General features: G+C 73.1%; 20 protein-coding genes. 4 read left to right on the forward strand and 16 right to left on the reverse strand.

Annotated features, from left to right (window positions below; translation table 11 throughout):
* Window positions 1–51 precede the first annotated feature (51 nt).
* From ACFVU3_RS35570 to ACFVU3_RS35645, 16 genes are all read right to left on the reverse strand, one after another.
* Window positions 52–1,488, reverse strand: coding sequence for a UDP-glucose dehydrogenase family protein (locus tag ACFVU3_RS35570; RefSeq protein WP_390072915.1), 1,437 nt, complete (start codon window positions 1,486–1,488; stop codon window positions 52–54).
* Between the two features lie 44 nt (window positions 1,489–1,532).
* Entirely contained in the window at window positions 1,533–2,555 is a 1,023-nt protein-coding gene (gene galE / locus ACFVU3_RS35575) for a UDP-glucose 4-epimerase GalE (RefSeq protein ID WP_390072916.1), read from the reverse strand.
* A 34-nt stretch (window positions 2,556–2,589) separates the two neighbouring features.
* Entirely contained in the window at window positions 2,590–4,479 is a 1,890-nt protein-coding gene (locus ACFVU3_RS35580; protein ID WP_390072917.1) for a glycosyltransferase family 2 protein, read from the reverse strand.
* A 116-nt stretch (window positions 4,480–4,595) separates the two neighbouring features.
* Entirely contained in the window at window positions 4,596–5,690 is a 1,095-nt protein-coding gene (locus ACFVU3_RS35585) for a UDP-glucuronic acid decarboxylase family protein (RefSeq protein WP_390072918.1), read from the reverse strand.
* Between the two features lie 442 nt (window positions 5,691–6,132).
* The gene (locus ACFVU3_RS35590; RefSeq protein ID WP_390072919.1) at window positions 6,133–7,299 is read right to left on the reverse strand and encodes an agmatine/peptidylarginine deiminase; all 1,167 of its coding nucleotides are present in this window, start codon (window positions 7,297–7,299) and stop codon (window positions 6,133–6,135) included.
* A 133-nt stretch (window positions 7,300–7,432) separates the two neighbouring features.
* The gene (locus ACFVU3_RS35595) at window positions 7,433–8,884 is read right to left on the reverse strand and encodes a purine-cytosine permease family protein (protein WP_390072920.1); all 1,452 of its coding nucleotides are present in this window, start codon (window positions 8,882–8,884) and stop codon (window positions 7,433–7,435) included.
* Window positions 8,885–9,305: 421 nt separating this feature from the next.
* The gene (locus ACFVU3_RS35600; RefSeq protein WP_390072921.1) at window positions 9,306–10,445 is read right to left on the reverse strand and encodes an agmatine/peptidylarginine deiminase; all 1,140 of its coding nucleotides are present in this window, start codon (window positions 10,443–10,445) and stop codon (window positions 9,306–9,308) included.
* Window positions 10,446–10,536: 91 nt separating this feature from the next.
* On the reverse strand, window positions 10,537–11,331 hold the full coding sequence (locus tag ACFVU3_RS35605) for an ABC transporter ATP-binding protein (RefSeq protein ID WP_390072922.1): 795 nt from the start codon (window positions 11,329–11,331) through the stop codon (window positions 10,537–10,539).
* Complete coding sequence (locus ACFVU3_RS35610; RefSeq protein WP_390072923.1) at window positions 11,324–12,319, reverse strand: ABC transporter ATP-binding protein; 996 nt, start codon at window positions 12,317–12,319, stop codon at window positions 11,324–11,326. Before ACFVU3_RS35610 ends, ACFVU3_RS35605 begins: the two co-directional genes overlap by 8 nt.
* A complete protein-coding gene (locus tag ACFVU3_RS35615) occupies window positions 12,316–13,170 on the reverse strand; it encodes an ABC transporter permease (protein ID WP_390072924.1) in 855 nt (284 codons plus the stop codon). Before ACFVU3_RS35615 ends, ACFVU3_RS35610 begins: the two co-directional genes overlap by 4 nt.
* The gene (locus tag ACFVU3_RS35620; protein WP_390072925.1) at window positions 13,167–14,126 is read right to left on the reverse strand and encodes an ABC transporter permease; all 960 of its coding nucleotides are present in this window, start codon (window positions 14,124–14,126) and stop codon (window positions 13,167–13,169) included. The genes ACFVU3_RS35615 and ACFVU3_RS35620 overlap by 4 nt, the downstream gene beginning before the upstream one ends.
* On the reverse strand, window positions 14,123–15,781 hold the full coding sequence (locus tag ACFVU3_RS35625) for an ABC transporter substrate-binding protein (RefSeq protein WP_390072926.1): 1,659 nt from the start codon (window positions 15,779–15,781) through the stop codon (window positions 14,123–14,125). Before ACFVU3_RS35625 ends, ACFVU3_RS35620 begins: the two co-directional genes overlap by 4 nt.
* 216 nt (window positions 15,782–15,997) lie before the next feature.
* On the reverse strand, window positions 15,998–17,011 hold the full coding sequence (locus tag ACFVU3_RS35630) for an agmatine/peptidylarginine deiminase (RefSeq protein WP_390072927.1): 1,014 nt from the start codon (window positions 17,009–17,011) through the stop codon (window positions 15,998–16,000).
* 393 nt (window positions 17,012–17,404) lie between these two features.
* The gene (locus tag ACFVU3_RS35635; protein WP_390072928.1) at window positions 17,405–17,986 is read right to left on the reverse strand and encodes a TetR/AcrR family transcriptional regulator; all 582 of its coding nucleotides are present in this window, start codon (window positions 17,984–17,986) and stop codon (window positions 17,405–17,407) included.
* A 196-nt stretch (window positions 17,987–18,182) separates the two neighbouring features.
* The gene (locus ACFVU3_RS35640) at window positions 18,183–19,346 is read right to left on the reverse strand and encodes an agmatine deiminase family protein (RefSeq protein ID WP_390072929.1); all 1,164 of its coding nucleotides are present in this window, start codon (window positions 19,344–19,346) and stop codon (window positions 18,183–18,185) included.
* Between the two features lie 104 nt (window positions 19,347–19,450).
* Window positions 19,451–21,076 carry a serine/threonine-protein kinase gene (locus tag ACFVU3_RS35645; RefSeq protein WP_390072930.1) on the reverse strand — a complete coding sequence of 542 codons (1,626 nt, stop codon included), beginning with the start codon at window positions 21,074–21,076 and terminating at the stop codon, window positions 19,451–19,453.
* An 89-nt stretch (window positions 21,077–21,165) separates the two neighbouring features.
* Here ACFVU3_RS35645 and ACFVU3_RS35650 point away from each other — a divergent pair, with 89 nt between their 5' ends.
* The 4 genes from ACFVU3_RS35650 to ACFVU3_RS35665 all read left to right on the forward strand — a co-directional run bounded on the left by ACFVU3_RS35650 (window position 21,166) and on the right by ACFVU3_RS35665 (window position 24,388).
* On the forward strand, window positions 21,166–21,789 hold the full coding sequence (locus ACFVU3_RS35650; protein ID WP_390072931.1) for a TetR/AcrR family transcriptional regulator: 624 nt from the start codon (window positions 21,166–21,168) through the stop codon (window positions 21,787–21,789).
* Between the two features lie 242 nt (window positions 21,790–22,031).
* Window positions 22,032–23,201: an agmatine/peptidylarginine deiminase gene (locus ACFVU3_RS35655; RefSeq protein WP_390072932.1), complete on the forward strand. Its 1,170-nt coding sequence runs from the start codon at window positions 22,032–22,034 to the stop codon at window positions 23,199–23,201.
* A 23-nt stretch (window positions 23,202–23,224) separates the two neighbouring features.
* A complete protein-coding gene (locus ACFVU3_RS35660; RefSeq protein ID WP_390072933.1) occupies window positions 23,225–24,094 on the forward strand; it encodes a DUF4436 domain-containing protein in 870 nt (289 codons plus the stop codon).
* Between the two features lie 111 nt (window positions 24,095–24,205).
* A complete protein-coding gene (locus tag ACFVU3_RS35665) occupies window positions 24,206–24,388 on the forward strand; it encodes a hypothetical protein (protein ID WP_390072934.1) in 183 nt (60 codons plus the stop codon).
* Window positions 24,389–24,397 lie beyond the last annotated feature (9 nt).

Raw genomic sequence — 24,397 nt, forward strand, 5'->3', positions numbered from 1 at the left:
GTCCCGGTCCTGGACCGGGAGGGCGGCTCGGCGTCGGCGGACGGAACGGGGCTACGCCCCCCGGGCGGGCGTCGCCGCGGAGAGGGTCGCGGCGCGGTCCGCGTCGACCGCCGGCGAGGCGATCGTGGCACGGAGCGGCGCTCCGGGGCGGGCTGCCGGGCGGCGGTCCGGCGGCGCGGGACGCCCGAGCGCCTCGACGGTCCAGCCGGCGGCGCGCCATTCCTCGTGCGCCAGCGCGTTGCGCGCGTCGAGGAGCACCGGTTCGCGGACCACCCGGGCCAGCTTCGCCGGGTCGAGTTCGCGGTACTGCCCCCACTCGGTGAGGTGCAGGACGAGCTCCGCCCCCTGGCACGCCGTCAGAAGATCTTCCTCACAGCGCAGTTCCGGGTGGGCGCGGCGCGCGTTCCCGATGCCCTCCGGGTCGTGCACCCGGACCTCCGCCCCCTCCCGGTGCAGCGACGCCGCGACGGCCAGCGCCGGCGAGTCGCGCACGTCGTCGCTGTCCGGTTTGAAGGTGGCGCCCAGGACCGTCACCCGACGGCCGGCCAGGTCGCCCCCGGCCAGCCGGCGGGCGAGGGCGACGGTCCGGGTCCGCTGCCGTTCGTTGATCACGTCGACCTGGTCGAGGAAGGCCACCGCCGGGCCGACGCCGAGTTCCCGCGCGCGGGCCGTGAAGGCCCTGATGTCCTTGGGCAGGCAGCCGCCCCCGAAGCCGAGGCCGGCGTTGAGGAAGCGCCGGCCGATCCGGGTGTCGTGGCCGAGGGCGTCGGCGAGCGTGACCACGTCCCCGCCCGCCGCGTCGCAGACCTCCGCCATCGCGTTGATGAAGGAGATCTTCGTGGCGAGGAAGGAGTTGGCGGCGACCTTCACCAGTTCGGCCGTGCTCGGGTCGGTGGCGATGTAAGGGACGCCCGCCTCCAGCATGGGGGCGTACACCCGGCGGAGGATCCCGTCGGCCTCCTGTCCGGTCGTCCCCACGACGATCCGGTCCGGCCGCAGAGTGTCCTCGACCGCGAAGCCCTCGCGCAGGAACTCGGGGTTCCACGCCACGTCGGCCCGCACGCCCGGCGGGACGAGAGCCGCGATCCGGGCGGTCAGGCGCGCGGTGGTGCCCACCGGTACGGTCGACTTCCCGACCACCAGGCACGAGCCGGCCAGGTGGGGGACGAGCCCGTCCACCACGGCGTCGACGTACCGCAGGTCGGCCGCGTCGGAGCCGGCCTGCTGCGGCGTGCCCACGCAGACGAAGTGGACCTCGCCGTGTACCGCGGCCTCCCGCAGGCTGGTGCCGAAACGGAGCCGCCCGGAGGCGAGGGCACGGGTGAGCACCTCGTCGAAGCCCGGTTCGTAGAAGGGCGGTCTGCCCTCGGCGAGGGCCGCGATCTTCTCGGCGTCGACGTCGACACCGAGGACGTCGTGTCCGATGTCGGCCATGCACGCGGCGTGCACGGCTCCGAGGTAGCCCGTTCCGATGACGGTCAACCGCATGGGGTGTTCTCCTGTCTCAGGACGTGGGGGGGGAAAGGGACCCGTCAGGGCGTGTAGCCGTACGGGTTCTGCTGCTGGAAGGCCCAGGCGTCCCGGCACATGTCGGAGAGGTCGCGCCGCGCGGTCCACTGCCAGGCCGCGGCGACCTTGGAGGGGTCCGCGACGAGTTCGGCGACGTCCCCGGAACGGCGCGCGGTGACCCGGTACGGGACGGGCCGGCCCGAGACCTCCTCGAAGGTGCGCACGAGGTCCAGGACGGAGGCACCGCGGCCGGTCCCGAGGTTGAAGACCCGCATGCCCGGCTCGTCGTCGAGGTGGTCCAGGGCGGTGGCGTGCCCCTCGGCGACGTCGACGACGTGGACGTAGTCGCGGACGCCGGTGCCGTCGGGGGTGGGGAAGTCGTCTCCGAAGACGCTGAGTTCGTCGCGGCGGCCCACGGCGACCTGGGTGAGGAACGGCATGATGTTGTTCGGCACGCCGCTCGGGTCCTCGCCGAGCAGGCCGGAGGGGTGGGCCCCGGCCGGGTTGAAGTACCGCAGGGCCAGCACCCGGAGCTCGGGCACGTACCGGCAGACGTCCGCGAGGATCCGCTCGCAGGTCCACTTGGTGGTGGCGTAGGGGTTGGTCGGCGCGGCCGGCGACTCCTCGGTCAGCGGGACGGTGGTGACGTCGCCGTAGATCGAGCAGGAGGAGGAGAACACCAGCCGGTGCACGCCGTGCGCGTGCATGGCCGACACCAGGGCCGTGGTGCCGCCGACGTTGATGTCGTAGTACGCGAGCGGGATCTCCACCGACTCGCCTACCGCCTTCTTCGCGGCGAAGTGGATCACGGCGTCGATGCGGTGGGCGCCGAAGACGGTGTCCAGGGCGCGGCGGTCCCTGACGTCCGCCACGTGGGCCGCGGCGAGGGGACGGCCCGCGAGCTTGGCGACCCGTTCGAGGACCTCGGGAGAGCTGTTGGAGTGGTCGTCGAGGACGACGACCTCGTGGCCGGCGCGCAGGAGCTCGACGCAGGTGTGGCTGCCGATGAAACCGGCGCCGCCGGTGACCAGCACGGTCTGGGGCACGGGAACCTCATTTCTCGATCGGCCGCGGGGGCCGTCACCAGGCGTAGAAACCGGTGAGATAGGTGGGGAAGACCACGGCCGACAGGGCCAGCGGAAACAGGGTCAGCACTCCCGCGCCGAGCGGCAGCGCGGCGGTGCGCAGGGCCTTGAGGGCGGAGACGCCGGTGGCCCGGGCGGTCTCCTTGACGTGCAGCACGGCGACGGCCAGCGTCACCACCGCGTACGAGGCGGAGCCGAGGATGCAGAGGAAGACGTAGCCGACGGCGGGGCCCGTGAACTGGCCGACGAGCGCCGCGCCCGAGAGGAAGACCGTGATGAGCAGGTACGGGGCGACGGCGCGCAGCGGCAGCGGCTCCAGGCCGTCGCGCTTCTTCGGGGTCACCTTGAAGGTGACCTGGCGGGGCCGGAGCTTCTGGGTCACCGCGGCCAGCACACCCCAGGCCACGTAGGGCCAGCGGGAGAGCCCGAAGAGCCAGACCTCCCAGCTGAGGATGGGGGCGTCCTTGGGCCGCATCAGGCCCCTGCGGCGGCAGAGCAGCGTCAGCAGGACGAGCCAGACGGACATGCTCCAGAAGTGCGCCAGGAAGAAGAAGTAGTTGACGTCGATCCAGGGCGTGCCCGTGACGGCCGCGATCGGCGGCAGGAGGATGCCCGTGATCGTGGCGACGGCGAGCAGCGGGTAGTACAGCAGCGCCGCGCCGAAGCGCACCCGGAGCTTCAGCGGCATGCGGCCCAGGTGGCGCGGCAGCATGCCCAGCAGCATCACGGCCAGACTGCGGGACCACTGGAACTCCTGGGTGATCATCGCGCCAAAGGTGAGAGGGCCTTCGCCGTGCGCCTCCGCTTCGATGGCGAAGGCCCCCTGCCAGCCCGCCGAGGTCAGCAGGAACGAGGTGGAGAAGTCCTCGGCGAGCTCGGGGCCCAGGCCGCCGATGTCGCGCAGGGCCCGCGTCCGGACGGCGTAGTGCGAGCCGATGCAGACCGGGGCGAGGCCGGCGGAGTGGCCCAGCTGCACGGGGCCGTGGAACATGGCCTCGCGGTGGAGCCTGCCGCGGGCCGCCCAGGACTCGCCGGCGTTGGAGTCACAGACGCTGGGCGCCGCGACGTAGCCGACGGCGGGATCGGCGAAGGGCCGGACGACCTCGCCGAGATAGTCGGGGCCGGGGACGTGGTCGCAGTCGAGCTGGGCGACGACGTCGTAGAGCTCGTAGCCCCAGTGATCGTAGAAGAAGGCGAGGTTGCCCTCCTTGCAGCGGGTGCGGCGGGGCCAGTCGGCCCGGTGGTAATCGGCGCGGCCGCGCCGGCAGGAGACGCGGACGCCACGCTTCTGGCACCAGCCGAGGATCTCCTCGCTGGGGTCCTCGTCGCAGAGCCAGACGTCGTAGGCGTGGGGGTAGTCCTGGTCGAGCATCGCCTCCAGGGTGCGGCGGGCGATGTCCCAGCCCTCCGAGGGGGCGCGGGTCACCACGAAGGCGGTGCGGAGGGCCGGCACCTTGACGGCGGGGTCGAAGCGCGGCAGGCGCAGCAGGGCGACGAGGAAGTGGACGGGTAGGTAGGTCAGGTAGAGCAGCAGCAGGCTGTTGATGACCAGGCCGGTCCAGCCGATGCGGTGGGACGGCTCGAACCACCAGACCCAGAACCACACCAGACAGGCGATCCAGCCGAGGGACAGCAGTGTCACGCGGAGGCGGTCGGGGCGGGAGAACGCCCGGACGGAGCTGGCGGGACCGGTGGTGAGACCGCGCGCCGGGCGCGCGAGGACGGGTCCGTCCGGGCCGATGGAGGCGACCGAGCCGTCCGACAGGGCGCGGATCTCAGCGCCCAGCGCCTCCCACTCCTCCGGCGAGCCGGGGGCCGGTGCGGCCGGCGGGGCCTCCTCTACGGTGCCGGTCCCGTGGGCGGGACCTTGCTCCAAGGACGTCATGGCAGCGGGACTCCAGGCGGTGCGACGTGGGGCCGGGCGAGGGGGTCCGGCACGGGGCGGGGGAGGGAGGTCGAGGCGCCGCGGCGGGACGGGCGTCCCGCCGCGGCGTGCGGGGTTCAGCCGCCCGCGACGGTGGCACCGGGCGCGGCGGACGCCACGCCCGCGGCGACGCCGGACGGGCCGGGGATCGTCTGCGCGGTGAGGGCCGCCGGGGCCACCGCGGCCAGCGGGACCGTCTCGTCCTGGCCACCGCGGATCGCCGCGGCCGAGGCGGTGAGGCGGGCGCCGCGGGCGCCGAAGTGGGCGACCGTGCGGCGCAGGCCCTCCGTGATGTCGATCTCCGGCTCCCAGCCCAGCACCTCCCGGGCGCGGGTGATGTCCGGGCGGCGGCGGACCGGGTCGTCGGCCGGCAGCGGGTGGTGCTTCACCTCGGAGGGGGAACCGGTCATCTCCAGGACGAGCCGGGCGAGTTCGGAGACGGTGCGCTCGACCGGGTTGCCGAGGTTGAAGGGACCGAACTCGGAGGAGTCGAGGAGCGCCACGAGACCGCGGACCAGGTCGTCGACGTAGCAGAAGCTGCGGGTCTGTCCGCCGTCGCCGTAGATCGTGAGCGGTTCGCCGGTGAGGGCCTGGGTGATGAAGCTGGACACCACGCGGCCGTCGTGCGGACGCATCCGGGGACCGTAGGTGTTGAAGATGCGGGCGATGCCGACGTCGACGCCATGGGTCCGGCGGTACGCGGCGGAGACCGCCTCGGCGTATCGTTTCGCCTCGTCATAGACGCTGCGGGGGCCGATGGAGTTGACGTTGCCCCAGTACGTCTCCTCCTGCGGATGGACCAGCGGATCGCCGTAGATCTCGCTCGTCGAGGCGAGGACGAAGCGCGCGCCGTGGCGCTGGGCCAGGTCGAGGGCGTTCTCAGTGCCACGGCTCCCGACCGCGAGCGTCTCCAGCGGCCGGCGCAGATAGTCGGGCGGGGAGGCGGGGGATGCCAGGTGGGCGACGGCGTCGACCCGTCCGGGCACCTCCAAGGACACGCTCACGTCCGTGTGCCGGAATTCGAAGGCGGGATGGGCCAGCAGGGGGGCGATGTTCTCCGGGTCACCGGTCGAGAAGTCGTCGAAGCACACCACGGAGTCGCCCCGCCGCAGCAACGCCTCACACAGGTGCGAACCAAGGAAACCACCGCCACCGGTCACGGCAACGCGCATATGTTTCTCCAGCAATGAGAAGCGGAATGAACCGGCAATTCCCTCGTACACGGAGTCGAATGGCCAGATGATCCGAAAAGAAGAGCCGTCTCGTTGGACGCAGGACGAGGGTATGCGTATATGTAGTCATTTTTCCGGAGGCTAATCGGGGAATAGGCTGATCGGCCGGTGCCATACGTGGGCGCACAGGGGCCTCCCGCCTTGGGGGGCGCGGGTGCCGGCCATCGAACGGAACCGTCAGACGGCATCACCCGCACGTGTCGCCATCGCCCTCCCGCCCACTCCCCCGGAGCGCTCCGCGCGGGCCGCGAACGCGGCCGCCCGGCCACGCGCGAGCGTGACCGGGCGGCCGGGTGACGGGATGTGACGGGGTGACGGAAGCCGGTGCGCGGGCCGGACGGGACCTCGGCCCGGGCCCCCGTGGCGGGCCCGGGCCGAGGGGTCACCGGCTGGGTTCCTGCATGGTCACGCAGTGGGCGCCTCCGCCGCCGTTGCCGTAGAGACCGTCGAGGTTGAGCTGGACGACGGGCCGGCCGTAGGCGGCCCCGATGGCCGCCTTGGCCGCCGCGTCCTTGGCGGTGTCGCCGAACTGGGTGGTGATGATCGCCCCGTTGGTCACGGTCCAGTTCATGTAGGAGCTGAGGAACTCGGCGCGGCGGCCCGACGGGATCCGGGGCAGCGTGTCGGGGCCCTCGATGGTGAGGACCTGGAGCCGGCGGCCGCGGGCGTCGGTCGCGTTGACCAGGACGTCGCGCATGGCCCGGGCGTTCTCGGTCCAGACGTCCGGCCGTACGGCTCCGGCGAGCTGCACCATGACGACGCCGGGCCGGATGTAGCGGGCGGTGCCGTCGATGTGCCCGTCGGTGACGTCCTGTCCCTTGACTCCCGGCAGCCAGATCATCTTCGAGGCGCCGAAGCGGGCGAGCAGCTCCGCCTCGATCTGGGCGCGGGACTTGCCGGGGTTGCGGTTGGAGTTCACCCAGCAGCTCTCGGTGGCCATCAGGGTGCCGTCGCCGTCGTACTCCACCCCGCCGCCCTCGCCGACCACGGACGACCTGGCGAAGGAGACGCCCGCGTAGGAGGCGACCCGCCCGGCCACGACGCGGTCCTTGTCGTAGGCGGAGGCGGGGATGCCGTAGAAGCGGGTGGCGTTCTCGCCCCAGGCGTTGAAGTTCAGGCCGAAGGAGTCGAGGCCGCCGGCGTCGTCGACGCGGAACAGCGGGCCGGTGTCGCGCATCCAGCAGTCCGAGACCGGGATCGAGCTGATCACCGTGACCGTGGAGCCGCACGCGCTCCTGGCCCGCGACGCGGCGGTGGAGCCGTCCGCGCACATGATGACCGGCTCGTGCTTCGCGACCTCCCTGGCGAGCTTGGCGATGTCGGCCTGGATCAGGGAGAGGTCGCTGCCCCAGATGGTGGAGCTGGACGGCCAGGCCATCCAGGTCCTGCGGTGTGTCTCGTCCTCGCCCGGCACGCGCCAGGAGGCGGCCATCGCGGGCTGGGCGCCGAGGACCGGGCCCGCCGCCAGGGCGGCCGCGACCGCTCCGGTGCGGGCGAGGAACGATCTGCGGCCGAGGCCCGGCCGGTCGCCGTCGTGTGCGTTCTTCACGTGGTGCTCCTTCTCTGCGAGGGGTCTGTACGGGGGATCCGTCCGCGGGTTTCTCCGCGGGTGTGCGCGGGGCGGTGCGCGGGTCCGTCCGCGGGGTTCGCGGGGGTACGGACGCGGGCGCGGTGCCGTGCGGTCAGTGGAGTCGGTCCAGCAGCCCCTCCTCCCGGACCATCCGGCGCTCGGTCGCCAGGTCGAGGCTCCGGGCGAAGGCCCAGTACAGGCCGCCGGCCACCGGAAGGCCGACGAGGAGGGAGCAGTCGACGCCGCCGAGGAACCGTGCGGCGGGTCCGACGAAGAGGCCGGTGATGACCATGAAGGGGGCCATGCAGGCGAGGCCGATCGCGTAGGCGAGGTTGCCGCGCCAGCCCCACCGGCCGTAGATCCCGCGGGGGTTGAAGATCTCCTTCACGACGTACTGACCGCGCCGGACGAAGAAGAAGTCGACCAGGTTGATGGCCGTCCAGGGGATGAAGAGGTAGGTCAGGACCACGACCACGTTGGCGAAGAACCAGTTGAACTGGTCGATGCCGACGAGGGTGGAGACGGTGCCGACGGCGGCCAGCATGATGCCGATGGTGGCGATCCGGAGCGTCCGCGTCGGCTTGACCGGACGGAAGGAGTCCAGGATCGAGATCATGGTGAGACTGCCGCCGTACTGGTTGATCGCCATGATGGAGAGCAGCCCGACCAGCAGCACGACGACCGCGACGGTGCCGAATCCGTCGAACAGCCGGTCCGCCGCCAGCTTCAGGGCCGTCACGGGGTCGGTGCCCTCGGGGGCGCCGGCCGAGACGACGGCGCCGAGGACGAAGACCCAGATCCCGGAGACCGCGCTCGGGAGGTAGGTCCACCAGAAGGTGCTGCGGACGGGGACGTCGGGTCTGAGGTAGCGCGAGTAGTCCGACACGTACGGTGCCCAGCCCAGCTGGAAGCCGGCGACGAAGACGAACACGAGCATGAAGGGGGCGAGCTCGAAGGGGCCCGGCGCCCAGACGCCGTCCGGCAGTCCGCCGCCGAAGAGGGCGGCCACCGTGACGGCCGCGGTGATCACGACGAACGGCCAGGTGAGCCAGCCGTTGATGCGGTGGATCCACTCGTACCCGAACAGGGCGACCACGGTCGCCACCCCGGCAGCCAGCAGGTAGCCGACGGTGTTCGGCATCCCGGTGAGCAGGTTCATGGCCTGGCCGGAGAGGAGCGCGTCGGAGGTGTTGAAGGCGACGTAGTTCACCAGGGCGAAGACCCAGACCGTGAGCGCGGCGCCGAGGTATCCGAACTGCGGCCGGGACTGGACGAGCTGAGGCAGTCCCAGCTGCGGTCCCTGGGCGGAGTGGAACGCCATGAAGAACGTTCCGAAGAGGGAGCCGAGGACGGTGGCGACGACCGTCCAGACGAGCGAGGCGCCCAAGGAGAGCGTCACGACGCCGGTCGCCAGGCCGGTGAGGTTGAGGCTCCCGACGAACCAGATGGCTCCCACGTCCGACGGCTTGCCGTGCCGTTCCGAGAGGGGCACCCAGTCGATCGAGTGCTGCTCGATCCCGGCGAGGGGGGCGGGATTATTCGTCTGCGAGGCAACTGGCCCCATGCGGGCTCCTGTTCACGGGTGCTTCCACGAATCCGGCGGGCGCCTCGGGACCCCCGGGCGCCGCTCGGATGCAGACACCGTAGGAACTGACTTAAATTTCAGTCAATCCTTCGCACACGATGAATTGGCGGAACTTTCCGTACGGATTTCGTCGTCGGCGGCCCGCTCGGCACCCCGATCCGCCCGCCGCGCGCCGGCCGCGCGGGAGCTCTTCGCGGCGAGCCGGGGCGAGTCGCGGCGAGCCGGGCCGTACGCCGTCGACGGAGGTGCCGAAGGCGAGGTGCGGCATGCGTTCCGCCGCCCAGCGGCGGTACTGCTCGAACTCCTCGCCCGAGGTGCCGCCGCGCGAGGCGACCAGGTGGCGGCCCCGTTTCCGGAGCCGTCCGTCCGTCGTCCGCATGCCGGTCGATTCCCCCTCGGCTCAGGCGACGGGCTGCTGCTGGGTGACGCAGTGGATGCCGCCGCCACCGGTGCCGAGGCGGTCGATGTCGAGCTGTTCGATCACGCGGTCCGGGTAGAGGCGGGCGAGGGTGGCGCGGGCCGCCTCGTCGGCCCGCCGGTCGCCGAAGCGGGCGCTGACGACGGCGTCGTTGCAGAGGTAGAAGTTGGCGTACGAGGCGAGGAAGCCCCGGTCGGTGGAGCGGATCCTGCCGTAGTCGGGTCCCTGGAGCCGCAGTGCGTCGACGGGGCGGCCGGAGGCGGTGGTGGAGCGGGACAGGATCGCGAACTGCTGCCGGGCGTCGCGGGCGTAGTCGTCGGTGTCCGAGGAGAGGGGCATCTGGACGAGGGCCTCGCCGGGGGCGAGGAAGCGGGAGGTCGCGTCGACGTGGTCGTCGGTGATGTCCTGTCCGTAGACCCCGTCGAACCAGATGACCTTCGAGGCGCCGTAGGCGTCGCAGAGCGCCGTGGTGATCTGGCGCTCGGACATCCCGGGGTTGCGGTTGCGGTTCACCCAGCTGCTGCGGGTGGCCATGAGGGTTCCGGCGCCGTCCTGCTCGACGCCGCCGCCCTCGCCGACCACGTCGGCGTAGGTGAAGGGGACGTCGGCCCAGGCGGCGATCCGTTCGGCGACGCGGGCGTCCCGGCCGTGGGCCTGCTTGTCGCCCCAGCCGTTGAAGTTGAGGCCGACGGCGTCCAGCCGGCCGGCGCCGTCGGTGCGGAAGACGGGGCCCGTGTCGCGCATCCAGCAGTCGTCGACGGGGATGGAGCTGATCACGGTGACCTGGGGGCCGCACAGGGCGCGGGCCCGCGCGGCGCTGCCGGAGTTGGCGCATAGGACGACCGGTTCGTACCGGGCGATCGTGCGGGCGATGAGGGCGATGTCCGCCTGGACGCCGCCGAGCCGGCCTCCCCAGATGGAGGTGGAGTCGGGCCAGGCCATCCAGGTGCGGGTGTGGCGGACGTCCTCGATGGGGACGCGGAAGGGCCGGGCGGTGGCGTCGGCGTGTTCGGGGAGGGTCGTCGCGAGGGCGGCGCCGACGGCGGTCGCTCCGGCGGCGACGAGGAATCCCCGCCGGTTCAGGCCCCGGCGCGCGTGGCGTCCGGCGGTCTGTTCGTTCATGGTCGGTCTCCTGGGGGCGGCGGGCCCGCGGGCCGCATGGTCGCGCGGGCCGATGAGGGATGGGCGGGCGAGGGCGCCCGCGCCGGGAGGGTCAGAGGGCCCGGCGGGCGGCTGCGATCGCCTCGGGGTCCCAGCCGGGGCGGGGCACCGATTCCAGCAGCAGGCGGGTGTAGGGGTGGGCGGGCGCGGCGAGCACGTCGGCGGTGCGGCCGGCCTCGACGACACGGCCGTGGCGCATGACGATGACGTCGTCGGTGACGCACCGGACCACGCCGAGGTCGTGGGTGATGAACAGGTAGCCGATCCGGGTCTGTTCGCGGATGTCCGCGAGGAGGTTGAGGATCTGGGCCTGGACGGAGACGTCGAGCGCGGCGACCGCCTCGTCCAGGACGAGGACGGCGGGTTCGACGGCGAGGGCGCGGGCGATGGCGACCCGCTGGCGCTGGCCGCCGGAGAGGTGCCGGGGGCGGGCGTCGGCGGCCCGGGTGCCCAGGCCGACCTGGTCGAGGAGTTCGCGGACGCGCCGGTCGTGGTCGGTGCCGGGGAAGTGCAGGCTCAGGGTCTCGCGCAGGACCTGTTCGACGCTGGTGCGGGGGTCGAGGGAGAGGTACGGGTCCTGGAAGACCATCTGGACCTCGCGGGCGCGGGCCAGGCGCCGGGCGCGGCCGCGGCCTCCGGCCCGGGCCCTGCCCCGTATCCGTACCTCTCCGGCGTCGGCGGGTTCCAGGCCGACGACGATGCGGGCGGTGGTGGTCTTGCCGGAGCCGGACTCCCCCACGATGCCCAGGGATCCGCCTTCGGGGAGGGCGAAGGAGACGTCGTCGACGGCACGGACGCTCCCGAAGGCGCGGTGGAGGCCGACGGCCTCCAGGGCGTTCTCAGGCATCGACGGGGCTCCCTTCGAGCCGGTCGGTGTGGTGGCAGGCGGCCCGGTGGTCCGGGAGGCCGGGCGCGGGCCTCGGTTCGGGCGCCTGCTGGGTGCAGAGCTCCGTGGCGAGGGGACATCGGGCGGCGAACGGACAGCCGTTCAGCTCCTGCCGCAGGTCCGGGGGTTGCCCGTCGATGGCGGCGAGGCGGCCACCGGGGGCCTCCAGGCGGGGGGTGGAGGCCAGCAGGGCGGCGGTGTACGGGTGCCGGGGCCGGGCGAAGAGGGCCTCGGCGGGGCCGCTCTCCGCGATCCGGCCGGCGTACATGACGTAGACGCGGTCGCTGATGGCCGCGGCGAGGTCGAGGTCGTGGGTGACGAAGAGCAGTCCGGTGCGGAAGCGGGCGCGGAGTTCGGCGAGGAGGGCGACGACCTCGGCCTGGGTGGTGACGTCGAGGGCGGTGGTGGGCTCGTCGGCGAGGAGCAGCTCGGGGTCGCCCATGAGCGCGGCGGCGATCATGACGCGTTGCAGCATGCCGCCGGAGACCTGGCTGGGGTACTTGCGCAGCGCGGACTCGTCCAGGCCGACGGCGCGGAGGAGTTCGGCGGCGCGGGCGGTGGCGTCGGCCCGGTTCATGGTCCGGGTGAGGGTGACGCTCTCGGTGAGGAAGTCGCCGATGCGGCGCATCGGGTTGAGGGCGGCCCGGGGGTCCTGGAAGATCATGGCGACGGTGTCGGTGCGCAGCGCGCGCAGCTGCTCGGCCTTCATGGCGAGCACGTCGTGGCCGCGGACCCGGATCCTTCCCTCGACGACGGCGCCGGGGGGCAGCAGGCCGAGCGCGCCGCGCGAGGTGAGGGACTTCCCGGAGCCGGACTCGCCGACGAGGGCGACGGTCTCGCCGGCGGCGACGTGCAGGTCGACGCCGTCGAGGACGGGGCGGGCGGTGCCGGGCAGCGTGACGCGCAGTCCTTGGACGTCGAGTGCGTGCGGGGGTCTCGTGGGGGTCATCGGTCTCTCCTGGCGACGCGGTCGGCCCAGCGCTCGCCGACGACGTTGAAGGCGACGACGGTCAGCACGATGAACACACAGGGCAGGACCGCGGAGAGCGGGTAGCCGTGCTGGATCGCGGTCTGTCCGTCGAAGACCATGCGGCCCCAGTCGGGGGTGAGGGCGGGGACGCCGAGGCCGAGGAAGGACAGGCCGGCCAGGTCCATGAGCGCGTAGCCGAAGTTGATGGTGGACTGGGCGAGGACGACGGGGGCGATGTTGGGCAGGATGTGGCGCAGGCAGATCTGGAGCGCCGAGTGGCCCTGGACCTGGTAGGCGCTCACGTAGGGCCGGGCGCGTTCGGCGAGGACCAGCGAGCGGGTGAGCCGGCTGACGTACGGCAGGTAGGCGAGCGACAGCGCGATGACGGGGGCGAGCAGCCCTTCGCCGTGGATCGAGATGATCAGGATCGCGAGCAGCATGCCGGGGAACGCGAAGACGAGTTCGGTGGAGCGGGAGAGGACGGAGTCGAGCCAGCCGCCGCGCCAGGCGGCGGCCATGCCGATGGCGATGCCGGCGAGGGTGGAGAAGAGGACGACGCCGAGGGGCCCGAGGAGGGAGGTGCGGGCGCCGAGCAGCAGCCGGGAGAGGGTGTCGCGGCCGGCGGCGTCGATGCCGAGGGGGTGGGCGGCGGAGGGGCCCGCGAGCGCGTTGCCGAGGTCGATCTCGTTGGGGTCGTACGGGACGATCCAGGGTGCGAGCAGGGCGGCGGCGGTGACGAGGCCGACGAATCCGAGGCAGAGCAGGTGGAGCGGGGACCGGGTGGTGCGGAGCCGGGCGAGGCCGGGTCGGCGCGTGAGGACGGCGGTCATGCGGAGGAGCTCCTCGATCCGAGCGTGATCCGCGGGTCGACCAGGGGCAGCAGCAGGTCGACGATCAGGTTCACGGACATGAAGAGAGCGACGATGATCAAGGAGATGGCCTGGACGGTCGGGAAGTCCTTGGTCGAGGTGGAGAGTTCCAGGAGCTGGCCGACGCCGCCGATGCTGAAGGCGGTCTCCACGAGGATCGTGCAGACGAGCAGGGTGGAGACGACGAGGCCGCCGGTGGTGAGGACGGTGCCGAGCGCGTTGCGGAAGACGTGGCGGCGGATGACCTGGCGCTCGGGGACGCCCCGGCTGCGGGCGACCGTGACGTGCTCGCTGTCGAGGGCTTCGAGCATGGCGGAGCGGGTGACCCGGGCGAGCATGCCGATCAGGTAGAGCGCGAGGGCGATCGCGGGCAGGGTCAGGTGCCAGACCCGGTCGAGGAGGCCGTCGCCGGCGCCGCTGCTGGGGAACCAGCCGAGCTGCACGGCGAACACGCCCTGGAGCAGCACGGCGGCGACGAACGACGGGGTGCCGACGGCGAAGGTCGTGCCGACCAGGACGGCGGTGTCGGTGGCGCCGCCGCGGACGGCGGAGAGCCGGCCGAGGAACAGGCCGACGACGACCACCACGACGAGCGCCATGCCGATCAGGAGCAGGGTGGTCGGCAGCCGGTCGGCCAGGAGGCGGGAGACGTCGGTGCGGTAGGTGAGGGAGCGCCCGAAGTCGCCCTGGAGCATGTCTCCGAGCCAGCTCAGGTACCGGACGGCGAAGGGGTCGTCCAGGTGGTACTGGGCGTTGATCGCGGCCAGCGCGTCGGGCGAGGCCGAGCGGCCGGAGAGCAGGAAGCTCGCCGGGCTGCCCGGGGCGAGGTACAGGGCGCCGAAGACCACGAGGGAGGCGGCGAGGAGGGTCGCCGCCATCTCCGCCACGCGCCGCACGGCGAAGCGGAGGAAGCTCACTGCGCGGCCCCCACGGAGGCGGCCCACGGCTGGTACATGTACGAGATGGTCGTGGGGGCGCCGGTGATCCTCTTGTTGAGGAAGACCGAGGTGGGCCACTCCGCGACGGGGATCCACAGGAACCGTTCGGCGGCGATCCTGTTCAGCTCGGCCTCGATCCGCGTGCGCTCGGCGGGATCGTACGCGGCGGCGGCCCGGTCGACGAGGGCGTCGTACCGCGGATCGCTGTGGCCCGCGTAGTTGAGGTAGGCGCCGGTCTTGAAGTTGGTGAGGAGGTCGAGCGGGTCGGTGATGGAGTTGTAGATCGTGAGCGGGAACATGTCGACGCCCTCGCGGGCCTCGGGATCGGTGAACAGCGCGGTGAAGGCGTTCGGGGAGACCGTCTTGAGGCGGATGTCGAGGCCGATCCGCGTGCCGGCCGCCTGGACGGCGGTGGCGAGGAGCGAGACGTCCTGGCCGATGGGACTGGTGACCATGGTCAGGGTCTTGCCGGTGGCACCGGCCTCCTTGATCAGGGCCTTGGCCTTCTCGATGTCCGGTTCGGTGGGCGGAAGTCCGTCGAAGGCGGCCTTGAGGGCGCTCTCGGATGCGGAGCCCCAGGCGGCGCGGGTGGTGAGGGAGCCGGTGACGGTACCGGCGCCGCCGAGTCCGGCCTTGACGAAGCCGGAGCGGTCGAGGGCGAGGGAGAGGGCGCGGCGGACCCGGACGTCGCCGAGGGCGCCCTTCATGTTCGTGATGTTGACGTTGACGGTGCTGAGGCCCTCGCCGAAGTACAGGGTGCCGACCCCACTGCCCCTGAGCCGGGCGTAGCTCTCGGTGGGGATGAGGTAGCCGCCGTCGATCTCGCCGCTGAGCAGGGCGTTGGTGCGGGCGGAGGGGTCGGTGAGGACCCGGAGGACCGCCTTCTTCGCCTTGGCCGGGGTGCCCCAGTAGCCGTCGAACCGCTTCAGCTCGATGGACTGGCCCTTCTGCCAGGCGCCGAGCTGGAAGGGGCCGGTGCAGGCGAGGCCACCGGTGGTGCCGTAGTCCTTGCCCGCCGCCTCGACGCCCGCCTTCGAGGCGACGACGCCGGCGGCGGTGGCCATGTACTGCGGGAACTGGGAGTCGGGCCGCTTCAGGCGGACGGTGACCTGGAGGGGTCCGGTCGCGCGGATCGAGGCGACGTTCTGGAAGACCTGCGCCCAGGCCGCGGCGTTCTTGGGGTCGGTCTGCCGGCCGAGGCTGAAGACGACGTCGCCGGCGGTCATCGTCCGCCCGTCGTGGAAGCGCACGCCCGGCCGCAGGTCGTAGACCCAGGTCCGCGGGTCCGGGTTGGACGCCTTGCGGGCGAGCCCCGGTTCGAGGGTGAGCTGCGGCGTCCAGCGCATGAGGCTCTCGCACACGTTGGACAGGACGGTGTTCTGCGGGTAGTCGAAGGCCACCGTGTAGTCGAGGGTGGGCGGCTCGGCGTAGAGGGCCCAGGTGAAGGAGTCGATCTCGGCGCGGGCGGGGGGCGTGGAGGCGGAGAGCCTGGCCTCGACGCCGTTCGCGCCGCCCTTGGGCGGGCCGGAGCAGGCCGCGAGGAGGGCGAGGGCGGAGAGGACCGCGGTCGCGGCGGCGGTCCGGCCGCGCCGGCCGGAGGAGCGTCTGCGACGCGGGGAGGGGGCTGTCGTCATCGTCGCGCTGTCTTTCCGTGAGGGTGACGGGACTGACGGGCCGCGGGGCCGGCCCGTCGGCGGCGGACTCGGGGGCGGGGGCGTGTCGCCAGGAAGGTGGAGCGGAGGAGCGGAGGAGCGGAGGGGCGGAGGGCGGAGGGGCGGAGCAGCGGGACCACCGGACCCGGTGCGCGCGGTGCCGCTCGCCCCGGTCCGGCGTGGTCCGCGGGGCCCGTCCTACGCGGAGGCGCCGGCGGCCGGCACCTGCTGGGTGATGCAGTGGACGCCGCCGCCGCCGTAGGCGATCGCGACGGCGCGCACCGGGACGACCTTGCGGCCGGGGTACGCGGAGGCGATCACCGCGAGCGCGGCCTCGTCCTGGGGCTGTCCGGCCACGGGGACGACGACGCCGCCGTTGGCCACGTAGTAGTTGAGGTACGAGACCTCGACCTCGCCGTCCGGCATGTCGGCGTAGGCGGTCTGGGGCACGTCGACGATCTCCAGGCGGCGGCCGCGGGCGTCGCGGGTGGCCTCCAGGACCGCGCGGTTGGCGCGCATCCGGGCGTGGTCCGGGTGGTCGGGGTCGTCGGGCAGGGAGACCACGACGGTGCCCGGGGCGGCGAAGGCGCAGACGCCGTCGACGTGTCCGTCGGTCTCCGTGTCGAGCAGGCCGCCGTACGGCAGCCAGATCACCTTCTCGACGCCGAGCCGGTCCTTCAGCTCGGCCTCGATCTGCTCGCGGGTGAGGCCGGGGTTGCGGTTGGGGTGGAGCAGGCACTGCTCGGTGGTGATGAGGGTGCCCTCGCCGTCGACCGTGATCGCCCCGCCCTCCAGGATCATGCCGGAGGCGATGCGGTGGACGCCCAGGTGCTCCAGGAGGAGTGCGCCGACGCGGTCGTCGGAGTCGTACGGGTGGTGCTTGCGGCCCCAGGCGTTGAAGCGGAAGTCCACGCCGGCGCGGTTGCCGTCGCCGTCGAGGACGAAGAGCGGGGCGGAGTCGCGGAACCACGAGTCGTCCTGCGCCAGCTCGACGACGGTGACGCCGTCGCCGCACCTGGCCCGGGCCTCGTCGCCGTGGCCGGGCGGCGCGACCATGGTGACGGGCTCGAACCCGGCGATGGCGCGGGCGACGTTCGCGTACTCCTCCTTGACGTCGTCCAGCACGCTGCCCCACAGGTCCTCGCGGACGGGCCAGGCCATGAGGCACGCCTCGTGCTCGGACCACTCGGCGGGCATACGGAATGCAGTCATCACGGGTCTCTCTTCGTTTCGCCAGAAGTACCTGTCGGCGGCGCCGGCTCAGCCAGGCGCGAACGTGGGGACGGGTACGCGGTGTGAACAGCATCCTCCTCCCGACTGAAAATTCAGTCAAGAGGAGGGGCGTGGGTTTTGGACGGGCTGCGGAGGGGTGGAGCACGCGCCCCGGAGGAAGGAGTGGCGGCTCGGGGAGATCTGCCGCGCGGGCTCCCGGCCCATCGGATCGCCGTCGAGGGTCACCGGGCCGGCGGCGGAACCGGCGGAGGGCCGACGACCCTCCGCGGGATCCGCCGGGACGACCGGACCCACCCGACGAAGGCGCTCCTCGCGACCCCGGCATGACGCCGGACGACGCCTGGGCGCGCCCGGGTCAGGAGGCCGTACGCGTCAGCGGCGGCCGAGCCGCTCCAGCTCGGCGTCGATGCCCTCGTTCATCAGGGTCCGGGCGTGGGAGATCTGGAGCGTGCCGCTGAGCCAGCGCATGCTCAGCCCCTCCAGGAGGGCGGTGAGGCGTTCCGCGGCCCCCGCGAGGGCGACCGCCGGGGCCATCGGGCGGACCCGGCCGAGCAGCGCCGCGACCTCCTGGACCCAGACCAGGGTGGCGCGCGTCAGGTCCTCGCGCAGGACGTCGTCGAAGACGGCGCTGGCCCGCAGCTCGCCCCAGGCGCTGCTGTTCTCCCGGACCTCGGTGGTGTCCTGGAGCTCCAGGAGCAGCGTGTGCTCCAGCTCCTCGCGCGGGCTGAGCGGCGGGGCGTCCGGGTCGCGCTCGGTCGTGTACCGCTCGGCGCGGTCGTTGATGAACTCCAGCGTCTTCAGCAGGATCCCGTTGCGGTCCTTGAAGTGGTAGTAGATCAGCGCGGTGGAGACGCCCGCCTCGGCGGCGAGCTCCTCCACGCGCAGGCCACGGACCCCGCGCCGGGCGATCACCCGGGCGGCCGCTTCGAGGATCTGAGTACTGCGAGACGCCATGGCCCGAACCTTACCGGGCCCCGCCCGGACCCGGCCCACCCCCTGACCGGGACGGGCGGGCACCCGTCCCGGCCCCCCGACGGCCGGGAGCCGGAAGGCCGTGAGGCCGGAGGGAGACGGCCGGCCGGCGGGAACCGGGGCGACCGGCCGGCGGGAACCGGGGCGACCGGCCGACGGGCCGGGAGCGGACGGCCGGTCAGACGGCCGGCGGGACGGCCGGCTGCGACTGGGTGGCGCAGTGGATGCCGCCGCCGCCGCTCGCGATGTTGTCGATGTTCAGCTGGACGATGTTCCGGTTCGGGTAGGCGGCCCCGAGGATCGAGTAGGCCGCGGCGTCGGCGTCGGGGTCGCCGAAGTGCGGGACGAGCACGGCGCCGTTCACCGTGTAGTAGTTGGTGTAGCTGGAGAGGAAGCCGGAGCCGCCGCGGCGGATCTTGAACCGGTCCGGGCCGGGGAGTTCGGTGAGGGTCAGGCGGCGCCCCTGCGCGTCGGTGGCGCTCTGCAGGATCCGCTTCGTCTCCTCGTAGACGGCGACCCACTTGGGGTCGGTACGGGGACCGGGCCGGTCCAGGATGACGTGTCCGGGCGCGACGAAGCGGGCCAGGCAGTCGATGTGGCAGTCGGTGATGTCCTGGCCGGCCAGTCCGGGCACCCAGATCACCTTGGTGGCGCCGAGCGCCGACCTCATCGTCTGCTCGACCTGATCCTGCGTCATGCCCGGGTTGCGGTTGGGGTTGACGAGCGAGCTGACCGTGGCGAGGAGGGTGCCCTCGCCGTCGGTCTCCAGCGAGCCGCCCTCGCCGACGAACCCGGCCCGCACGCGCGGGACGCCGTACTGCGCGAGCAGGGCCTCCGCCGCGAGGGCGTCGTTGGCGTAGGGCTGCGCGTACGAGGTGCCGGCCTTGCCCCAGCCGTTGAAGTTGGTGTCCACACCGGCGACGGCACCGGGGGCGACGACGAAGGTGGGGCCGAAGTCCCGTATCCAGAGGTCGTCGTTGGGGATCTCCAGGATGTCGATGCCGTAGTACGCCCCCGCTCCGCACTGGTAGCGGGCGTCGGCCGCCTGCGAGGGGCGGGCCAGCACGGTGACCGGCTCGTAGCGGGAGATCGCGTCGGCGACCCTCGCGATGTCGCGGCGGACTCCGTCGAGCCCGGTGGACCAGATCGACGAGAGCGCCGGCCAGGCCATGAAGGTGCGCACGTGGCGGTCGGTCTCGGCGGGCATCCGCAGCTGCGCGGCCGCGGAGCCGGCGGTGGCGTGGGCGGCGGCCGAGGGGAGCGCCGACCCGAGGGCCGCCAGCGGCAGGGCCGCCGCGCCGAACTGGAGCAGGCGACGACGGGAGGTGGTGGGTGTGTCCATGAGGGTTCCTGCCTGAGGGAGGGGAGGAGGGGCACACCCATCGTTCAACAGACTGAAAATTCAGTCAATGATCTCGTCGGGACTGTCCGCGAGGAACCGTCCGGCTACTCCCGGCGGTAGTGCTCGAAGACCGCCGTGACCGGTCCGCCGCCGGCCCCGGCCTCCAGCAGCCACACGACGACGAGGTCCCGGCCGTCCGCGCCGCGGATGCAGAAGGGCCGCTCGTCGGCCAGATCGGCGAAGGCGATCCGGGTGACCGGCTCCGTGTCGACGCCCCGCACGCAGTCGGCGGGGCCCAGCTCACCCCCCTCGGCGACGAAGGCGTCGCTGTCCTCGGGCAGGACGAACTCCGACCGGTCCCGCGCCAGGTACCAGCCCGCCGTGTCCGTGGGCACGACCTTGCGGTCCCTCAGGTCGAACTCGTAGCTGTCGTCCGGGGCGGTCAGCGTGACCTCCTGGCCGACCCGGACATAGGAGGCCGGGGAGGCCGGGCCGGAACCGGACGACGGGCCGAGGAGGTACACCCCGCCGACGACCGCCCCGGCGACCGCGCACGCGGCGAGGGCCCCCGCCACCGGACGCCGCCGGCCCCGTCGGGCCCGCCGCGAGGAGGGCGGGCCGGAGCGCCCGCCACCGTCCCGCACCCGCGGATCCTCCGGCGCCCGGGGAGCCGCCACGGCGCCCGGAGGCCGTACGCCGGATCCCCCTGGAGCAGCGGCGGCCGGAGCCGGCGACGCCGGAAGCGTCCCCGGAGGCGCCGCCGCGAGCGTGGGCTGCGCGTGCACCGGGGCCGCCGTGGGCCACGCGGGCGCGGGGTGCGCCGTCCGGCCCGCCACCTCGCTGCTGATCGACCACGGCAGCCAGCCCTCCCCGAACTCGGGTCTGGACCCCACCAGGGGGTGGGCGCGGACGGCCGCGATCAGGTCCGCCGGCGCCGGCCGGTCCTCGGGCCGCTTGGCCAGGCACCAGGCCGTCAGGTCGCGCAGGTCCTGCGGCACGCGGGAGAGGTCCGGCTCCTCGTGGACCACCCGGTACAGCGCCGCCGACTCCGGCCCCGCCCCGAAGGGCGCCTCGCCGCCGACCACGTACGTGACCAGGGCGCCGAGCGCGAAGACGTCGGTGGCCGGCGACACCGGGCCGCCCAGCGCCTGCTCGGGGGCCATGAACGCGGCCGTGCCGATCCGCAGCCCCGTCCCGGTCAGCGCGACGGCGTCGGCGGCCCGCGCGATGCCGAAGTCGATGACCCGGGGGCCGTCCTCCGCGATCAGCACGTTGGCGGGCTTGAGGTCGCGGTGGACGACACCGGCCCGGTGGATCGCCTCCAGCGCCTCGGCGATCCCGGCGAGCAGCATGAGGACCGTACGCACCGGGAGGGGGCCGTGCCGCCGCACCACCTCGTGCAGCGAGGGGCCGGGGACGTAGGCGGTGGCCAGCCACGGGGTGGGGGCGTCCACGCCCGAGGCGACCACCTGCGCGGTGAACAGGCCGTGGATGCGCTCGGCGCTGGCCACCTCCTGGGCGAACCTCAGGCGGAACTCGGGGTCCCCCGCGAACTCCTCCCGCACCGCCTTCAGCGCGATGGGACGGCCTCCGGGGGTGTGGGCCAGGTACACGACGCCCATGCCGCCCGAGCCCAGCCGCGCCTGGAGGCGGTAGCCGCCGATCTCTCGCGGGTCGTCGGCCGTCAGCGCCGCGTGGGCGGGCTGTGCACCAGGAAGCTGAGCGGACATGCGGGGCTCTTTCGACGAGGTGGAACGAGGGGCGCGGGTTCGAGGGACGCAACGGGCGCATCGTGCATCTAACTAAAGATTCAGTCAACATGCGACACTGGTGGCTCAGACCGCTCGGGAGGGGAACACACGTGACGACGGACCGCCGAAGCGCCATCCTGGAAGGCGCCGCCCGGGTCATCGCCCGGCGAGGAGTGCGCGGGCTGCGCATGGAGGAACTGGCCACCGAGGCGGGGGTCTCCACCGCGCTGATCTACTACCACTTCAAGGACCGGGCCGGCGTCCTCCGGCACACCCTGGAGTTCATCAGCGACCGGGCCGACCGGTACACCTCAGGCGAGGACGGCGCCGACGCGCCGCACGACCCCCGCCAGGATCTGGAGCAGTCCCTGCTCCTCGAGTTCCAGGACCTCCCCGAGGTCCGGGAGAACAGCACCGCCTGGGGCGAGCTGCGCGCCAGCGCGGTCTTCGAGCCCGAGTTGCGCGGCGACCTGGCCAGGGCCACGCTGTCCTGGATCCACGATGTCGCGGACCTCCTGGGCGGCATCCGGCCGACCGCCCCCGCGCCCGCCCTCACGGCCTCCGCGGAGCGGCTCACCGGCCTCCTGGAGGGGCTCAGCACGCGCTGGCTCAGCGGCGCGCTCCCCCTGCCCCACGCCCGCGAGCTGGTGAAGGAGGCGGTCACCCTCGAACTCGAACGCCTGAGTCGCTGACGGCGGAGACCGGCGCCGCACCAGGGTGCCGGGCCCCCGTGCCACCCCGCGGCCGCACCCCCGCACACCGCGTGACCCACCCCTCAGGGTTTGACTGAATATTCAGTCAGTGTCAGAGTGGCAGCACGACAGTCCCGGAGGCGACACGACCGCCTCGTCCGGCCCGGCGATGCCAGGGATCCGAGGGCCCGTCCGTGCACCCTGTTGACCTGGTCCCGCCCCCCACATGATCGGAGACCCCGATGTCCGACTTCCGCCCCTCCCGCCGCTCCGCCCTGCGGGTGCTCGCCGGGATCGGCGCGCTCGCCCTCGGCTCCACGGCGTGCGGTCCCGACGACCCCGGCCGGCCGGGCGCCGCCTCCACCGGCTCCCCCGCCGGCCGGGGCACCGCCACGGACGTGGACCGCCGCCTGGGCGCGGAGTGGGAGAGCCACGCCCGCACCTTCATGTCGTGGCCCGCCCTCGAATCCGTCTGGGGCGAGGACCTGCCCTACGTACGGCAGGACATCGCCCGCGTGGCCCGGGCCATCGCCGCGTACGAGTACGTCGTGATGATGGCCCGCCCGAACCAGGTGGCCGCGGCCCAGAAGGCGTGCGGCAGGGACGTCGAGGTCATCCCGCTCGCCGTCGACGACCTGTGGGCCCGCGACACCGTCCCCGTCTTCGTCGAGGAGGGCCGCGAGGTCGTCGGCGTCGACTTCAACTTCAACGGCTGGGGCGAGAAGCAGGTCCACGACAACGACGCCCAGGTCGGCCGCAAGCTCCTCGCCAAGTACCGCATCCCCCGCGAGGAGGCCCCCCTCGTCGCCGAGGGCGGCTCCTTCGAGACCGACGGCGAGGGAACCCTCCTCGTCACCGAGAGCTCGATCGTCAACGCCAACCGCAACCCGGGCATGAGCCGCGCCGAGATCGAGGCCGACCTCAAGGAGCTCCTGGGCATGGAGAAGGTGATCTGGCTGAAGGGCGTCCGCGGCGAGGACATCACCGACGCGCACGTCGACAGCCTGGTCCGCTTCACCGCCCCCGGCGTGATCCTCCTGGACCGGGCCTTCCCCGGCATGCCCGCCGACTCCTGGTCCCGCTCCTCGGACCAGGCCGCCGCCGTGCTGCGCGACGCCACCGACGCGAAGGGCCGCCCCTTCGAGGTCATCGACCTGCCGCAGCCCGACCCCGACCGGATCAGCGGCTACAGCGACGACTTCCTCTCGACGTACGCGAACTTCTACATCGGCAACGACGCGGTGTACATGCCCAAGTTCGGCGACCGGAAGGCCGACGACCGCGCCCGGGGCATCCTCCAGGAGCACTTCCCCAAGCGGGACGTCGTGCAGGTGAACATCGACACCATCGCCACCGGGGGCGGCGGCATCCACTGCGCCACCCACGACCAGCCCGGCGAGCCGGTCGACTGAGCGCGGACCCGAGGAGAGACCGCGTGTCCCCCACCCGACGCCGCGGACCCGCCCGCGGCGGCCTGCTGCCCGCCGCGCTCGCCTGCCTCCTGATCGTCGGGGCCATCGCCCTGGGCGTCTGGGTCCAGTTCGGCGAACGCCAGTCCCAGGACACCGTGTACGCCGCCGGCGGCGACGCCCCCGACCGGGTCGACGTGCGGGCCTCGGTCCAGCGCGTCGACGCCGCCGGCCGTGAACTGATCCTCCGTGTCCTGGTCACCCCCCGGGGAGAGCTGGCCGAGGCCGGCGGCGTCTCGCCCACCGAGGACCTGACCCTCCAGACCTCGACCTCCACCCGGGGCGACCTGTCCTTCGCCGCGCACAGCCGCATCGCGACCATGGACCTGCCCGTCACCCTGACGGGCGGCTCGATCACCGACTATCCCTTCGACTCCTACGACGCGGCGATCGAGTTCAGCGCCGTCCAGGGGGGCCAGAAGGTCCCCGTCCGCATGACGCTCACCAACGCCGACGCGCTCTTCTCGGCGCGCGTGGACGCGGCCGAGGAGAACGGGACCGTGCTCTTCGACGTCGCTCTCGGCCGCTCCGACAGCGTGCTCGTCTTCGCCGTCTTCATGATGGTCGCGATGTGGGCCCTGGCCGTCTCGGTGCTCACCGGCGCGTGGTTCCTCGTCACCGGCCGGAAGGGCCTGACCTGGCCCGCCCTCGGATGGATGGCGGCGACGCTCTTCGCCCTCGCGGCCTTCCGCAACACGGCCCCGGGCGCGCCCCCGATCGGCAGCCTCATCGACTACGTCGCCTTCCTCTGGGCCGAGACCGTGATCGCCTTCTGTCTCGTCACCGTGGTCGTGACCGGCTTCCGGGCCGAACGCCGCACCCCGGACGGCGCGTAGCCCCCGCCGCGAGGGCCCCGCCGGTCCGGGAACCGGCGGGGCCCTCGCGGAGTCTCGGTATCACGGGGACGGAGCCGGGGGGGGCTCCGCGCGGGCGATCAGGGGGAGTCCATGGATCTGTTCGACTTCGAGGCCGGCGGCCGCGGCGGCGACGCACCGGACGTCGGGGGCCACGGCTGCGGCTGGGGCACCGTGCTCCTCCTCGGCTTCTGCGTGCTGCTCGTGATCGCGGCGCAGTGGGCCTTCGGCGCGGTGGGGGACCTCTTCGCCTGGCTGCTCGGCCTGCTGGACTGACCCGCGTCC

The sequence above is a fragment of the Streptomyces sp. NPDC058052 genome (assembly GCF_042885515.1).
In the GTDB taxonomy this organism is placed as follows: domain Bacteria; phylum Actinomycetota; class Actinomycetes; order Streptomycetales; family Streptomycetaceae; genus Streptomyces.